Origin of the sequence: Roseovarius sp. Pro17, assembly GCF_035599575.1 — a bacterium.
GTDB lineage: Bacteria > Pseudomonadota > Alphaproteobacteria > Rhodobacterales > Rhodobacteraceae > Roseovarius.
Genome location: NZ_CP141179.1, coordinates 2,545,969 through 2,560,394, shown reverse-complemented (window position 1 = coordinate 2,560,394; position 14,426 = coordinate 2,545,969). Strand labels below are relative to the sequence as shown.

Here is a 14,426-nt window from a genome sequence, read left to right as displayed (position 1 = left end):
AAGCCCCGCGGCGGCGCGGATCAGACCGCCGCAGAGCGAAGGAGCTAGCCGATCTCGAAATGCAGCGGTTTGATCTGCTGAAAATAGCCCGTCTTTTGCAGCGCGTCGATCGCGCCCTGCGGCACCGGCGCATCGACATAAAGGAGCGCAATTGCCTCGCCACCCGCATTGCTGCGCCCGAGGGTAAAGTTGGCAATGTTAACGCCGTTTTCGCCCATCGTCGCACCCAGCGCACCGATAATTCCCGGCTCGTCGCGGTTCGTGACATAGAGCATATGTTCGCCAATTTCGGCGTCGATATTGATGCCTTTGATCTGGATAAAGCGAGGCTTGCCGTCCGAGAAAATCGTCCCGCCCATTGAGCGTTCGCGTTTGTCCGTCACTACTGTCAGCTTGATATAGCCCTCGAACGCGCCGGATTTGTCCTGATGGGTCGTGCTGATTTTGATTCCGCGTTCCTTGGCCACCACAGGGGCGCTGACCATATTCACCTCTGGATTAACCGTCTTCATGATGCCCGCTACAGTGGCCGAGGTGAGTGCCGCAAGGTTCATCTGCGAGGCGACACCGTCATATAGGATGTTGATCGCCTTGATCGGCTCATCCGTCATCTGGCCAATGAACGCGCCTAGATGCCCGGCCAGTTTGATCCACGGCCCCATCACTTTGGCCTCTTCGGCAGTGACCGAGGGCATGTTGAGCGCGTTGGTGACCGCGCCGGTCAGCAGGTAGTCCGACATCTGTTCAGCCACTTGCAGGGCGACGTTTTCTTGGGCCTCAGTGGTGGCGGCACCAAGGTGGGGCGTGCAGACGACATTCGGCAGGCCGAAAAGGGGGTTTTCGGTGGCTGGCTCGTTGGCGAAAACATCAAAGGCCGCGCCGGCGATATGGCCGGATTTCAATAGGTCGGCCGCCGCCTCTTCGTCGACCAGCCCGCCGCGCGCGCAGTTGATGATGCGCACGCCTTTTTTGGTTTTTTCCAGATTTTCGCGGCTGAGGATGTTTTTGGTCTGGTCGGTCAGCGGCACGTGAAGCGTGATGAAATCGGCACGCGCCAGCAGATCGTCCAGTTCAACTTTTTCGACGCCCATCTTGTCGGCCTTCTCTTGGCCCAGAAAGGGATCATACGCGATCACCTTCATTTTCAGCCCCCGCGCACGGTCGCACACGATACCGCCGATATTGCCCGCGCCGATCACGCCCAGCGTCTTGCCGGTCAGTTCGGTCCCCATGAAGCGGGATTTTTCCCACTTGCCTGCATGGGTCGAGGCGGATGCCTCGGGGATTTGGCGCGCGACGGCGAACATCAGGGCTATAGCATGTTCGGCGGTCGTAATCATGTTGCCGAAGGGTGTGTTCATCACGATCACGCCCTTCTTGCTGGCTGCCACCTTGTCAATATTGTCGGTGCCGATCCCGGCGCGCGCGATGACTTTCAGTTTGTGCGCATTGGCCAGAATTTTTTCGGTGACCTTGGTGGCCGAGCGGATGGCAAGGCCATCATAATCGCCGATGATTTCGGCGAGGCGGTCCTTGTCCTTGCCCAGATCGGGCTGGAAATCGACGTCAATGCCGCGATCGCGAAAGATCTGCACGGCGGTTTCACTAAGCTTGTCGGATACGAGAACTTTGGGAGCCATTTTCAGCGTCCTTATGGAATATGGGGAAGGGGGCGGGCCGCTGGCCTGCCTGAAATCACTTGGTTTGGGCGGCCAACTCGGCGTGGTAGGCCCACTCGATCCACGGCATCAGCGCCTGAATATCGGACGTTTCCACCGTGCCGCCGCACCAGATGCGCAGGCCCGGCGGTGCATCGCGGTAAGCGCCGATGTCATAGGCGGCGCCCTCGGCCTCCAGCCGCTTGGCGACCGCCTTGGCAAAGGCCGCACCATCCGCGATCTGCGGATCGGTAAAGCGCAGGCAGACCGAGGTGTTCGACCGTGTTTCACGCGCCTTGGCGAGGTTCGCGATCCAGTCGTTCTCGGCGCAAAAATCGGCGATGACTCCTGCGTTGGCGTCGGCGCGGTCCATCAGGCCAGTCAGGCCGCCGATAGACTGCGCCCAGTCCAGCGCCAAGAGATAATCCTCGACCGCCAGCATGGAGGGCGTGTTGATCGTTTCGCCCTTAAAGATGCCCTCGATCAGCTTGCCACCTTCGGGCGGTGAACCACCCTTAGTCAGGCGAAAAATCTTGGGCAGGGGCCATGGGGGCGTGTAGCTCTCCAGCCGTTCTACCGCGCGGGGGGATAGCACGATCATGCCATGCGCGGCCTCGCCGCCCAGCACCTTTTGCCAGCTAAAGGTGGTGACATCCAGCTTGTTCCACGGCAGATCTTGCGCGAACGCGGCAGATGTGGCGTCGCAGATCGTCAGGCCCGCGCGGTTCGCCGCGATCCAGTCGCCATTTGGCACGCGCACGCCCGAGGTGGTGCCGTTCCAAGTGAAGACCACGTCATTATCGGTGTCGACGGTGGTGAGATCGACGATCTCGCCATACCCGGCTGTTTTGACCTCGGCATCCAGCTTTAGCTGCTTGACCACGTCGGTGATCCAGCCCGCGCCGAACGATTCCCATGCCAGCATTTCGACTTTACGCGCGCCCAGCAGTGACCACATCGCCATTTCGACCGCGCCGGTATCGGAGGCGGGCACGATGCCGATGCGGTAGTCATCAGGTATGCCCAGCACGGCGCGAGTGCCGTCGATTGCGGCCTTCAGCCGCTCTTTGCCCACGGCAGCGCGGTGGCTGCGGCCAAGGGGCGCGCCGGACAGCTTTTCGAGTGCGAATGTTGGGGGTTTGGCGCAGGGGCCAGAGGAGAAACGCGGATTGTTCGGCCGCACGTCAGGTTTGCGCACGCCATCGCGCGCGGGGTCGTCAATAGCCATCTATGCTATCCTTCCAGATAAGCGCCCTTCGTTGGGGAAGGGTGTCCCGCTGCAATAGCTATGCGGCGCCGGACCCTTTCGCAAGCGGATAAATGGCGCTATAGCGGCGCTTCGCCAAATTTTTGAGCCGCATTTTATCACAATCGGAAACATCGCCTCATGTTCACAGCGACCCTGATCGCGGCCCCCGGTGGGCTGGAGCCCAGCCTGACCGAGAGCCTGCGTAACGCGTGGGGGGGCGGGGATGTCCAATGGCTCAGCCCCGATGAGGCGGCGGAGTTCACGTTGGCCGAGATGCCGGGCAACCTGTGGGACGTCTGGGCCGACTTGCAGGGGATGCGCGTTGATCTGGCGATGCAGCGCAGTGAGGGACGGCGCAAGGCCATGCTGTTGGCCGACATGGACAGCACCATGATCCAGCAGGAATGTATCGACGAACTGGCCGAGGCGGCAGGCGTCGGCGCGCATGTGCGCGAGATTACGGCGCGGGCGATGAACGGCGAACTGGATTTCGAGGGCGCGCTGCTGGAACGTATGGCGCTGCTCAAGGGGCTGCCCGAGGCGGTCATTGGCGAGGTGTTGCAGACGCGGATTACCTATGCGCCGGGCGGCGCGGCGCTAGTGGCGACGATGCGCAGCAATGGTGGGTATACGGCGCTGGTTTCGGGCGGGTTTACCGCCTTTACCGGGCCGGTGGCCGCCGCGCTGGGCTTTGACGAGGATCGCGCGAATGCGCTGATCATCGAGGACGGCGAGCTGACCGGCGACGTCGCGCGCCCCATTCTGGGACGGCAGGCCAAGATCGATGCGCTGGACGAGATTGCTGCGCGGCTGGGCCTGAGCGCCGATGATGTGATGGCCGTGGGCGACGGCGCGAACGATCTGGGGATGCTGGGCCGCGCCGGGGCCGGCGTAGCGCTTCATGCCAAGCCTGTAGTCGCGGCGGAATGTGACCTGAGGATCAACCATGGCGATCTGACCGCGCTGCTTTATCTGCAAGGCTATGCGCGGTCCGAATTTGTCCAAGGATGACAGGATAGACGCGGGCGCGTAATATGGTGCTCGCTCGCGGTCGCGATCCGTGGCCGCGGGGCATCAACTCTGTAGGAGTATGAACCATGTCCAGCACATTTCTGTTCGTTTATCACGGTGGCGGCATGCCTGAGACGCCTGAAGAGGGCGAAAAGGCGATGGCCGCATGGCGCACCTGGATGGACAACATCGGCAAAGCGTTCGTCGATGACGGCAATCCTGTCGGCATGTCCAAAACCGTCGGCGCCGATGGCGTGACGGACAACGGCGGCGCCAATCCCACGTCGGGATATTCTATTGTGCGTGCAGACAGCATCGAAGCGGCCTGCGATATGGCCAAAGGCTGCCCGATCCTCGATGGCGGCAAGGGCACGATCGAGGTGGCCGAGATTATCCAGATGTGACGCGATGAGGCGGCTCGCGATCAGGGCTGCTTTTGCCGTGTCAGACGGCGAGCGCGGCCTCGCTGGCCTGTGCAGCTACGCGATCAGCCCGGGCGCGGGTTTGATCATCCCGGTTTCGATCCCGCGCCAGTTCGTCACCACCTTGTTCATGAACTTGCGCGCCGACGGATGATCCGCCTCCAGCACACCCAGCCGCACCAAAAGCGCCGCGATGGCGCATTCCGATCCGCGGTCGGCGCCGTCGGCAACCTTCAACGCGATTCCCAGACCCCGGCCCGGTATGATAGCGATGAAAAACGCCTCGGCACCGGTTTTGAGCGCCACAGGCTCCTTGCAGGCGCGCATCAACTCGGTGCAGGCGCGCCCCTCTCCGGCGACCAGCGCGGGATGCGCGATCATCGCATCGCGCAGGCGCGCGGCGGCGCTCTGACGGGTATCGCCGCCTTCGCGCGCAGTTGCAAAGAACGCCATCGCGCGCGCCATGCCGTGCAGGCTGGTCAGGAAATTCGGGGACGAGCAGCCGTCGATGCCGTATCCGGGGCTCGATTCCTGCGTCACCTCCTCAAAGGCCGCAAGGCAGGCTTGCTGCACCGGGTGATCCATCTCGACATATTCTGGCCCTGCGCCCAGATGCTGCGCCAGCGTCAGAAACCCAGCATGTTTGCCGGAACAATTGTTGTGCAACTGGCACGGGCTTTCATAGGCGCGGATCAGGGCATGTGCGGCGTCGTCGTCCTTGGGCATGTGGCTGCCGCAGCGAAAATCGCTTTCGCCCAGACCCAGCCCTTCGACCCATTTCGCTACCCGCTCTGTATGTATCGACGCGCCGTTATGCGACGCGCAGGCCAGTGCCAGTTGCTCGGACGTCAGCCCGGCGGCAGCTGCCGCGCCGCTCTCGATCAAGGGCAGTGCCTGAAGCATCTTGGCGGATGAGCGCGGATATATCTGCACATTGGGGTCACCCCACGCCTCGACGATCTGACCGCCGGGACCGCAGATCACGGCATGGCCCAGATGCACGCTTTCGGCCATGGGGCCGCGCCAGATTTCGGTCATTGGGACGGGGGCGATTGCGGGTCTGGTCATGGGCGTGACTCCTTGGAATGGTAATTTGCGGGATTCCGCCAATTCATTCTTTCGTTTCTGGCAGGTTCTGGGCTAGTATTGCACTGTCGAGAAGAACCACGCGAATGCCAAGCGGAAACCCTTTTCAAGAGGGGCGGCTGGCAGGCGCTATATAATTGAGGCTCAAGGACGGCTTGGAGGCTGCACAAGAATGGCACTACACGTGACGCGCGGCGCGCTGGGCGCAGCAATTACCGCAATTGCAATGATGGGGTCCGGTGCGGCCCTGGCACAAGCCGAAAGCACCAATCAGGTCGCCGCCAAGACGGCCTGGAGCGTTTTCACCGAAAAAACCCCGCGTGAGTGCTGGACCGTGTCGGCCCCGACCGAGACGATCAACACCAAGGGCGGCAAGGTCGTGGCCGTGCGCCGGGGCGAAATCCTGTTCATGACCTTCTTTCGCCCCGATGCGGGCGTGCGCGGGCAGGTGGCCTTTACCGGCGGTTATCCTTTTGCCGAAGGATCCACTGTCGGGCTACAGATCGGGACGGAAACGTTCGAGCTATATACCGAAAAGGAATGGGCATGGCCCGCCAGCGCCGATGACGACGCCAAGATCATCGCAGCGCTCAAGCGGGGCTCTGACGCGGTTCTGACTGGGGGGTCGGCGCGCGGGACGCAAACCAAGGATTCGTTCTCGCTGATCGGCTACACCGCCGCGATGGAAGAGGCCGAGAAGCGCTGTAAGTGAGCGCCTTTTGCAAATTAAAGTGAATAGGAGCGGTCCAATTGGATCGCTCTTTTTCGTATTTGCGCGGTGTGGCAGGTCCAGCCTGCTCTGCGCCCCTTTGGCATTGGTCGCCGAATCCTATATAGGGTCATATCCGACGCTGAAAGGCCCGCCCCAATGACCCAGACCACCCCGATCACACAAGACGTCATGACCCTCCCGCGCAAGGTGCCGGAGGGCAAGCCGAACCTGATCGGCCTCACGCGCGATGCGCTGCGCGACACGTTGATTGCCCACGGCACGCCTGAAAAGCAGGCAAAAATGCGCGCAGGCCAGATCTGGCAATGGGTCTATCAATGGGGCATCCGCGATTTTGCACAGATGACCAACCTCGCCAAGCAGTATCGCGTCGATTTGGCGGAGCAATTCACGCTGGACACCCCCGAGGTCGTCAGCCGTCAGGTCAGCACGGATGGCACCCGCAAATATCTGGTGCGCATCGCTGGCGGGCATGAGGTCGAGGTTGTCTATATCCCAGAGGAAGGGCGCGGCACGCTATGCATTTCGTCTCAGGTTGGCTGCACGCTAACCTGTTCGTTCTGTCATACCGGCACGCAAAAACTGGTGCGCAACCTGACGGCGGGCGAGATTGTCGGCCAGATCATGGTCGCGCGCGATGACCTGAATGAATGGCCCGAGCAAGGCGCGCCAAAGGATGAGACGCGCCTGCTGAGTAATATCGTGCTGATGGGCATGGGCGAGCCGCTCTATAATTTTGAGAATGTGCGCGACGCGATGAAGATCGCGATGGATCCCGAGGGCATTCAGCTCAGCCGCCGCCGCATTACACTGTCGACCTCCGGCGTCGTGCCCGAGATCCACCGCACGGCGGCTGAAATCGGCTGCATGCTGGCCGTCAGCTTTCACGCGACAACGGACGAAGTGCGCGATGGCCTCGTGCCGATCAACAAGAAATGGAACATTGAGGCGCTGCTGGACGCGTTGCGCGCCTATCCAAAGGTCAGCAATTCCGAGCGGATCACTTTTGAGTATGTCATGCTGAACGGCATCAACGACAGCGATGACGACGCGCACCGGCTGGTCAAGCTGATCGAGGGTATCCCGGCCAAGATCAACTTGATTCCGTTCAACGAATGGCCCGGCGCACCCTACACACGCAGCTCGAACAACCGCATCCACGCCTTTGCCGACATCATTCACAAGGCCGGTTATGCCAGCCCCATCCGCAAGCCCCGCGGCGAGGATATCATGGCCGCCTGCGGCCAGCTGAAATCAGCGACCGAGCGCGCGCGCAAATCCCGCCGCCAGATCGAGGCAGATGCTGGCCTCGGCTAAGCACTGTCCGATTCTGCGCAGTTGGCCGCGTCGTCAGCAGTCGATCTGTGCGGCGTCCCAGTCGTCGATGACCTGAATCGCCTCGGCGGCAGTCTCGACGAATTGGAACAACTCCAGATCCTCGTCGCTAATGGTGCCGGCATCTGCCAGCGCCTCCCAGTTGATGATCTTGCGCCAGAATTCCTCGCCGAACAGCAGGAACGGCATGCGCTTCATCCGGTCTGACTGGATCAGCGTCAGCGCCTCGAATGTTTCGTCCAGCGTGCCAAAGCCGCCGGGAAAGACGCAGATCGCCCGAGCGCGCATCAGAAAATGCATCTTGCGGATCGCAAAGTAGTGAAAGTTGAAGCAGAGGCCGGGCGTGACGTACCCGTTCGGCGCCTGTTCGTGTGGCAGCACGATGTTCAGTCCAATCGACGCGCCGCCTGCATCCGCCGCACCGCGGTTTCCGGCCTCCATCACGCCCGGCCCGCCGCCTGTGGCGACGACATAATCACGGCCATAGGACGCCATCGATTTCAAGGTCATAAGGCGCGCGAATTCGCGGGCCTCGTCATAATATTTCGACAGATCAGCCAGCGACTTCGTGCGTGCGCTCTCTTTCTTGGATGGCTCGGGGATGCGCGCGCCGCCGAATAGCACCACGGTGCTGCGAATACCGCGCTCGTTCAGGATCAGCTCGGGTTTGAGCAGCTCCAGCTGCAGGCGCACGGGCCGCAGATCTTCGCGCAGCATGAAATCGGTATCCGTAAAGGCCAGACGGTAGGCGGGCGCGCGTGTCTGCGGGGTATCTGGCACCTGCTTGGCGGTCGTGTGGTCGGTGCCTGCGTCGCGAAACTGGCTGGTGCGGTCGTCGTTCATCGGGATCATCCTCGGGGCTGGCATGCGCTTTTTGCCAGCAGTATCGCCTCGCGGCGGGCTTGACCAGCGGTGCGGGGGCCGTTTGGGTGCATTGCGCACGCACGCGCGCCTGCCTATACGCTATCCAGACAAAAACCTGATCAGGAGTGGCCCCCATGTCCAATGCCCAGTTAGAGACCGCGATCGAGGCCGCCTGGGAGGCGCGCGATAGCATCACCTCCGCCACGGGCGGCGAAACGCGCGAAGCCATCGAGGCGACGTTGGAGGCACTGGACAGCGGCCAGTTGCGCGTGGCCGAGCCGCGCGATGATGGCGTCTGGCACGTCAATCAGTGGGCCAAAAAGGCCGTGCTGCTGGGCTTTCGTATCAAGGACATGGAGGCGCAGCCGGGTGGCCCTCAGGGGGGCGGCTGGTGGGACAAGGTTGACAGCAAGTTCAAGGGCTGGGGCGATGCCGAGTGGGCGGGCGCCGGTTTCCGCGCCGTCCCCAGCTGCGTGGTGCGCAAGAGCGCCTATATTGCCCCCGGCGTCGTGCTGATGCCGTCCTTCGTCAATCTGGGCGCCTACGTCGACAGCGGCACCATGGTCGATACATGGGCCACCGTTGGCAGCTGTGCGCAGATCGGCAAGAACGTGCATCTCTCGGGTGGCGTCGGCATCGGTGGCGTGCTGGAGCCGATGCAGGCCGGGCCGACTATCATCGAGGATAACTGCTTTATCGGTGCGCGCTCGGAGGTGGTCGAGGGCTGCATCGTGCGCGAGGGCAGCGTGCTGGGCATGGGCGTATTCATCGGCCAATCGACCAAGATCGTCGATCGCGAGACGGGCAATATAACCTACGGCGAAGTTCCCAGCGGCTCTGTCGTCGTAGCTGGATCCCTGCCGTCCAAGAACGGTGTGAACCTTTATTGCGCGGTGATCGTCAAGCGGGTGGATGCGCAGACACGCTCCAAGACGTCGATCAACGAATTGCTGCGCGACTGATGACCGACAGCGACAAGCCCAAGAAGGCGCCCAAGCGGCAAGAGGTCTATACTCTCTTGGTTGAAATCGGGCGCAAGGCTGGTGATGGCCTGCCCAAGGGCGCGACCGGCGCGGCCCTCGTCATCTATGCCAGCGGTGTGGATGAGAGCGAAGCCGTGCGCGAGACGGTTGCGATCCTCAAGCAGGCGGATACCGCCCCACTGGACGTAACAGGCTACGGCACATTGGCCGAGCGCGAGGCCGAAGGTCATGAGATCGGCGAAGAGGATCGCGCGCTGATGCAGCGCGCGCGCGACGAAAACTCCGTGATCGTGGCGCAGATGACACCGTTTTTCGGCGACGAAGGTCGTGAAGGCGACGAGGGCGGCGAGGACTAAGTCGCCCTATGCCGCGCGCTGCGTCGCCAGCGTCCGCGACTCGAAAGGTTTCAGCACCGGCCAGATCGGGCAGGCGTGTTCTGGCAGGCGCGAGGCGTCTGCTGCGCTTAGAACCGACGCGGCCAACGCGTCACGGTCGCGACGCAGCCGCCCGATATAGAGGCTCTCTACCGGGCAGCCAGCGGCGACGATGGCCTGATGTTCGGGCAGCAGCAGGTGGTGATACGTCACCAGATCCGGCCCATTGCCGTATTGGGCCGACGCTCCGTTGACCAGATCACGCGCAGGCACCAGCGCCGCCTCGGTCCCGAACATATACTCCACGTCGCTGCCGCCGATGACCAGCCGCTGATGCGGCGCGATTAGAATGTCGCGTGTCAGCCCAAAGAACGGCGCGCGCAGGCGCACGGGCCGCAGCACGCCATGCGCCGGCACCGTCTGGCGCACCGCGCGCAGCACTGGCACGACCTCGCCGCCGGACGTTAGCACGGTATCGCCGCGCCGCAACTGCGCCACCGGCACTTCTCCGCGCGGGGTTGCGATAGGCACATTTGCAGTCAGACCCGGCATCGGGCCAATTGGCTCGACCTCATCCGACACGGCGACAAAGCCGACATCACTATCCATCACCCGGTGCGCCGGACGGCGGGTCAGCATGCGCAGATCCTCGAATGGCAGGGGGTGGCCCGGCGGGACGTGCGTGCGACTGATGCGCCCGCTGGCCATATGTTCCAGCGACAGCAACCCGTTGTCTGCACCATTGTCCCAGCTGTAGCGCACGCGCACCTGCTCGCTGCGCCCGTCGAAATCATGGATCAGCGCGGCGTCACGCACGTCGCCGCCCGCCTCGTCGATCAGCTCAATCAGTCCCGAGGGCCGCACCTGCACCGACAGTAGACCGCCCAGCGGCTGCGCACGTGTCAGGCCCAGCAGCGTCTGAGGCCGCCCCTCGGGCGACAGAAATGTTTCGATCATCAGCGTGCCGCGCTGGGCGATGCCGTCCAGCGGCCGCGTGGCGACGGCGTTGCGCCCCGTGAGGCCCGCCGGATCAAACCGGCCACCGTCGTGATCAGCTATGCCGATCCAACCCATCTCAGGCCGCCCGCGCGCCAGCCATGAGCAATCGCGCCTCATAGCGTCTCAACGTGCGCCGGGCCGCCGGGCTATATCCACGCCCCGTCTCGCGGCACAGTTCGGGAAAGATTGCGCAGATCTCGTCTACGATCTCGGCCTCGAAGCTGGAGGCGGTCTGCGGACCGGGCAGGAAGCTTTCGGTTTGCAGGCCTTCGGAATAGACCACCTGATGGCGGTCAAACAGGATATGCACGTATTCTACCTCGCCGCCCTCAACGCGCCGCACAGTGCAATCGTTGACCAGATCGCGCGCGGCCACTAACACCTCACCCTCGCCAAACAGAAGCTCGGCCAGCGAGTCGCGGATTAGCACACGGTGCAGCGGCGACAGCGCCAGCGCGCCATGCGTGCCAAAGGTGTTTGCCGCGATGTGGATCGGGGCAAAGTCGCCGGTCGCCGCAATGCGCCGCTGCCCGATCCAGCGCAGCGGTTGGGCGCCATCGTCGCGTGTCATCACCAGATCGCCCGGCTCCAGCGTTTCCACCGGTCGGCGGCCGGTCGGCGTGCGGATCATGGTGCCCGCGACAAAGCAGGGCACGCTGTCGACCAGAACAAAGCCGGTGTCGCTGACGCCACTGGCATTCTCGATCGCATAGGTAAAGTTGAACTCTTCGGTGTCGCCATCGCCGGTCAGGCCCAGCGTGCCATCTGCGTTCAGCATGACCGTCTGGCCGCTGTTCAGCGTAACGGTATCGCCAACACTGACCGCCTGCCCGTTGATATGGGTGATCGTCAGGCTGCCGGGCGAGGCGTTGGTATCGTTGGCAAGCACGTCGAGGTTTTTGGTGCCGAACGGGTCAAGCTTGGTTGTGTCGTCAATCGCCAGCACGGACCCCTGAATGCTGCCGCCAGCGATGATCAGCGTGCTGTCGTAGTTGGAATCGCTCACGTCCGCGATGCCGATGCGGATCGAGTTCAGCTGGCCCGCGTTTACCGGGATTTTCATCGTCAGGTTGACGGTAAAACCATCCATCTCGGTATTGTATTGATCGCCCGTGTTGTCGATGAAGAGGTTGCCGTTGGCCCCCGAGTTCAGGTTGTTCGGGTCGATATCGCCGTCGCCGACGCTTAGCTGCACCTGTTGGCCGTTGATCCACACACCGACAAAGTCCTGAAACGCACCGGCGGCGTATTCGGGGTATTCCTCGGACGAAAAGACGAACTGCATCGTCAGCATGTCACCCGTCGGCGTGAAATCGACGTCGATATAGGACGCGTCGTAGGTGTTCGTGCCAGCGGCGGCGTTGAAATCTGGGTTGTTGTTCTGGCCGCTTGAATTGGTCGTGCGGTTGGACTCTTCGTTCGACTGAAAAATATTTGTATTGGTGAACCCGCGTAGATCGCCGGTCGAGAACATGACGCCGCTATCGCCGGGCAGCACGCCAGGCGAAATTAAGTCGCCGTTGCTGTAAATGCCCGAACTGTCACGATCCCCGGAATAGGACGCGCTCTGCACCGTCGCGCCCGATCCGAACATCTCTTGCGCCATCTGCATGGCGGATGCGAATCTGTCGATCGGTAGCTCTACGCCTGCAACCATGTCCTGCCCGTTCCCCTTTGAGCGAGGTCAGCACACATGGACCGGCGCTGCGGAAAAATGATCCCGCTGCCGCATATGAATCGCAAATTGGCGATCCGCTCGATCAGGGCCTTTTGCGGCCCTTTGCCTGTGCCCTGCCTCGGGTCTATTTTTTTATTACTTCCTAAATACCAGCGTTTCAGCGCGTTGCTAACTTTTTTTGCCGCTCGCGCGCATTATTTGCAAAGGCGTGGCATCCGCGCTAGCCATCAAGAGTCACCGTTCATTATTGCCGAGGGACCATGCCGCACTCACCCGTTGATCCCGCCGACCTTACCGCCGCGCTTATCCGCTGCCCGTCCGTTACCCCAGAAGAGGCCGGCGCGCTGGTGTTGCTGGAGGGGTTGCTAAGTGGCGCGGGTTTTGAGTGTTGGCGCGTCGATCGGGCCGGAATTTCCAATCTGTACGCACGTTGGGGCGCCAAGGGGGCTGCGCGCAGCTTTGGCTTTAACGGGCATACCGATGTCGTGCCGCTGGGTGACGAGGCGGCGTGGAGCGTTGCGCCTTTTGGCGCTGAAGTGCGGGACGGCATGATGTGGGGACGGGGCGCGACGGACATGAAGTCCGGCGTTGCCGCCTTTGCCGCCGCAGCCGTGGATTTCGTGCAACAGACACCGCCCGAGGGGGCCGTCATTCTGGCCATCACCGGCGATGAAGAGGGCGACGCGCTGGATGGCACCGTCGCCTTGCTCGACTGGATGCAGGCCAATGGCGAGGCGATGAGCGTCTGCCTCGTGGGCGAGCCGACATGCCCGGACGAGATGGGCGAGATGATCAAGATCGGGCGGCGCGGCTCACTGAACGCATGGTTGACCATCACCGGTGTGCAGGGCCACTCGGCCTATCCGCACCGCGCGGTCAATCCGCTGCCTGCCATGGCGCGGCTGGTGGATCGGCTCAGCTCGCATACGCTGGATGAGGGGACCGATCATTTCGACCCATCCACGTTGGCAGTCGTGACCATCGACACTGACAATCCTGCAACCAACGTTATCCCCGCCAACTGCCGCGCAACTGTCAACATTCGCTATAATGACGCTCATACCGGCGATAGCCTGACCGCGTGGCTGCAAGAACAGATAGATGTCATATGCAGCGAAATGAGCGTGACCGGCACGCTTACGGTCAAAAATTCGGGCGAAAGCTTTGTCACGCCGCCGGGCGCATTCTCGGACATGGTCGTGCGCGCCGTTGAGGCCGAAACCGGGCTCACGCCTGTGCTCAGCACGTCAGGTGGCACGTCCGATGCGCGATTTGTCAAGGATCACTGTCCGGTGGTGGAATGCGGCCTTGTGGGCAAGACCATGCATCAGGTGGACGAGCGAGTAAGCGTCGATCATATCCACCAGCTCAAGGCGATCTACAGCCGCATCCTGCACGACTACTTCGCCTGATCCATGCGCCCGACGCTGGTCATCATGCTGAAAGAGCCGCGCCCGGGCCGCGTGAAAACCCGGCTGGGCAGGGATATCGGCATGGTCCCGGCCGCGTGGTGGTTCCGCCACCAAACCGCGCGTCTGCTGCGCGAGGTTCAGGATCCGCGCTGGCGCGTGGTGCTGGCGGTCGCACCGGACCGCGAGGGGCTGCGCAGCCGCGTCTGGCCCGCGCATCTGGCACGGATCGCGCAGGGGCGTGGCACCCTTGGGGACCGCATGGCGCGTATCATGCGCAGCCTGCCGCCTACCCTTGCACCGGGGCCGGTCTGCATCATCGGCGGCGATATCCCCGGCGTGCGCCGCGCCCATGTCGCCCGCGCCTTCAAGGCGCTGGGTGCGCACGACGCTGCCTTTGGTCCCGCGCCCGATGGTGGTTATTGGCTGATCGGGCTCAAACGGATCCGCGCCACTCCGGCGGGGTTTTTGCAAAACGTCCATTGGTCCAGCGCCGATGCGCTGACAGACAGCATGGCAAGCCTGCCGGGTATGCGCATCGCGCTGGTCGATACGCTCAGCGACGTCGACACCGCCGCCGATCTGCCCACTGATCTGCACGCGATGCGATAGCGGTTTCCGCCGCCAA

At 62.7% G+C, this 14,426-nt stretch carries 14 protein-coding genes; 8 read left to right on the top strand and 6 right to left on the bottom strand.

Going from position 1 to position 14,426, the window contains the following annotated elements; translation table 11 throughout:
* Nucleotides 1-44: 44 nt before the first annotated feature.
* Nucleotides 45-1,640: a phosphoglycerate dehydrogenase gene (serA, locus tag U3654_RS12485; protein ID WP_324751878.1), complete on the bottom strand. Its 1,596-nt coding sequence runs from the start codon at nt 1,638-1,640 to the stop codon at nt 45-47.
* 55 nt (nt 1,641-1,695) lie between these two features.
* Entirely contained in the window at nt 1,696-2,886 is a 1,191-nt protein-coding gene (locus tag U3654_RS12480; protein WP_324751877.1) for a phosphoserine transaminase, read from the bottom strand.
* Between the two features lie 159 nt (nt 2,887-3,045).
* Here U3654_RS12480 and serB point away from each other — a divergent pair, with 159 nt between their 5' ends.
* Together serB and U3654_RS12470 are read left to right on the top strand one after the other, a co-directional pair.
* The gene (gene serB, locus U3654_RS12475; protein ID WP_324751876.1) at nt 3,046-3,918 is read left to right on the top strand and encodes a phosphoserine phosphatase SerB; all 873 of its coding nucleotides are present in this window, start codon (nt 3,046-3,048) and stop codon (nt 3,916-3,918) included.
* A gap of 86 nt (nt 3,919-4,004) precedes the next feature.
* Nucleotides 4,005-4,322 (top strand): hypothetical protein, encoded by a 318-nt coding sequence (locus U3654_RS12470; protein WP_324751875.1) that lies wholly within the window; start codon nt 4,005-4,007, stop codon nt 4,320-4,322.
* A 75-nt stretch (nt 4,323-4,397) separates the two neighbouring features.
* Here the strand turns inward: U3654_RS12470 and U3654_RS12465 are convergent, their stop codons facing one another.
* Complete coding sequence (locus U3654_RS12465; RefSeq protein WP_324751874.1) at nt 4,398-5,408, bottom strand: asparaginase; 1,011 nt, start codon at nt 5,406-5,408, stop codon at nt 4,398-4,400.
* A gap of 244 nt (nt 5,409-5,652) precedes the next feature.
* On the opposite strand from U3654_RS12465, the gene U3654_RS12460 reads away from it, so the two are divergent.
* On the top strand, nt 5,653-6,138 hold the full coding sequence (locus tag U3654_RS12460; RefSeq protein ID WP_416384591.1) for an invasion associated locus B family protein: 486 nt from the start codon (nt 5,653-5,655) through the stop codon (nt 6,136-6,138).
* A gap of 156 nt (nt 6,139-6,294) precedes the next feature.
* Entirely contained in the window at nt 6,295-7,473 is a 1,179-nt protein-coding gene (gene rlmN, locus U3654_RS12455) for a 23S rRNA (adenine(2503)-C(2))-methyltransferase RlmN (RefSeq protein ID WP_324751872.1), read from the top strand.
* 33 nt (nt 7,474-7,506) lie between these two features.
* On the opposite strand, the gene U3654_RS12450 is transcribed toward rlmN, so the two are convergent.
* Complete coding sequence (locus U3654_RS12450) at nt 7,507-8,334, bottom strand: LOG family protein (protein ID WP_324751871.1); 828 nt, start codon at nt 8,332-8,334, stop codon at nt 7,507-7,509.
* A gap of 155 nt (nt 8,335-8,489) precedes the next feature.
* On the opposite strand from U3654_RS12450, the gene dapD reads away from it, so the two are divergent.
* Nucleotides 8,490-9,317, top strand: a complete 828-nt coding sequence (dapD, locus tag U3654_RS12445) for a 2,3,4,5-tetrahydropyridine-2,6-dicarboxylate N-succinyltransferase (RefSeq protein ID WP_324751870.1) — start codon at nt 8,490-8,492, stop codon at nt 9,315-9,317.
* Complete coding sequence (locus U3654_RS12440) at nt 9,317-9,694, top strand: hypothetical protein (protein WP_324751869.1); 378 nt, start codon at nt 9,317-9,319, stop codon at nt 9,692-9,694. The genes dapD and U3654_RS12440 overlap by 1 nt, the downstream gene beginning before the upstream one ends.
* A 6-nt stretch (nt 9,695-9,700) precedes the next feature.
* On the opposite strand, the gene U3654_RS12435 is transcribed toward U3654_RS12440, so the two are convergent.
* Nucleotides 9,701-10,786, bottom strand: coding sequence for a Hint domain-containing protein (locus tag U3654_RS12435; protein WP_324751868.1), 1,086 nt, complete (start codon nt 10,784-10,786; stop codon nt 9,701-9,703).
* Nucleotide 10,787: 1 nt separating this feature from the next.
* Entirely contained in the window at nt 10,788-12,368 is a 1,581-nt protein-coding gene (locus tag U3654_RS12430; RefSeq protein ID WP_324751867.1) for a Hint domain-containing protein, read from the bottom strand.
* Nucleotides 12,369-12,649: 281 nt separating this feature from the next.
* Between U3654_RS12430 and dapE the strand changes: the two genes are divergently transcribed.
* Entirely contained in the window at nt 12,650-13,801 is a 1,152-nt protein-coding gene (dapE, locus tag U3654_RS12425) for a succinyl-diaminopimelate desuccinylase (protein WP_324751866.1), read from the top strand.
* Nucleotides 13,802-13,804: 3 nt separating this feature from the next.
* A complete protein-coding gene (locus U3654_RS12420) occupies nt 13,805-14,410 on the top strand; it encodes a TIGR04282 family arsenosugar biosynthesis glycosyltransferase (RefSeq protein WP_324751865.1) in 606 nt (201 codons plus the stop codon).
* Nucleotides 14,411-14,426 lie beyond the last annotated feature (16 nt).

What these genes read in the sequence shown, in the direction of transcription:
- U3654_RS12465 (WP_324751874.1), bottom strand. Translation starts at nt 5,408, where the DNA reads ATGACCAGACCCGCAATCGCCCCCGTCCCAATGACCGAAATCTGGCGC.
- U3654_RS12480 (WP_324751877.1), bottom strand. Translation starts at nt 2,886, where the DNA reads ATGGCTATTGACGACCCCGCGCGCGATGGCGTGCGCAAACCTGACGTG.
- serA (WP_324751878.1), bottom strand. Translation starts at nt 1,640, where the DNA reads ATGGCTCCCAAAGTTCTCGTATCCGACAAGCTTAGTGAAACCGCCGTG.
- U3654_RS12430 (WP_324751867.1), bottom strand. Translation starts at nt 12,368, where the DNA reads ATGGTTGCAGGCGTAGAGCTACCGATCGACAGATTCGCATCCGCCATG.
- U3654_RS12460 (WP_416384591.1), top strand. Translation starts at nt 5,653, where the DNA reads ATGATGGGGTCCGGTGCGGCCCTGGCACAAGCCGAAAGCACCAATCAG.
- serB (WP_324751876.1), top strand. Translation starts at nt 3,046, where the DNA reads ATGTTCACAGCGACCCTGATCGCGGCCCCCGGTGGGCTGGAGCCCAGC.
- dapE (WP_324751866.1), top strand. Translation starts at nt 12,650, where the DNA reads ATGCCGCACTCACCCGTTGATCCCGCCGACCTTACCGCCGCGCTTATC.
- U3654_RS12435 (WP_324751868.1), bottom strand. Translation starts at nt 10,786, where the DNA reads ATGGGTTGGATCGGCATAGCTGATCACGACGGTGGCCGGTTTGATCCG.
- rlmN (WP_324751872.1), top strand. Translation starts at nt 6,295, where the DNA reads ATGACCCAGACCACCCCGATCACACAAGACGTCATGACCCTCCCGCGC.
- U3654_RS12420 (WP_324751865.1), top strand. Translation starts at nt 13,805, where the DNA reads ATGCGCCCGACGCTGGTCATCATGCTGAAAGAGCCGCGCCCGGGCCGC.
- U3654_RS12470 (WP_324751875.1), top strand. Translation starts at nt 4,005, where the DNA reads ATGTCCAGCACATTTCTGTTCGTTTATCACGGTGGCGGCATGCCTGAG.
- U3654_RS12440 (WP_324751869.1), top strand. Translation starts at nt 9,317, where the DNA reads ATGACCGACAGCGACAAGCCCAAGAAGGCGCCCAAGCGGCAAGAGGTC.
- U3654_RS12450 (WP_324751871.1), bottom strand. Translation starts at nt 8,334, where the DNA reads ATGAACGACGACCGCACCAGCCAGTTTCGCGACGCAGGCACCGACCAC.
- dapD (WP_324751870.1), top strand. Translation starts at nt 8,490, where the DNA reads ATGTCCAATGCCCAGTTAGAGACCGCGATCGAGGCCGCCTGGGAGGCG.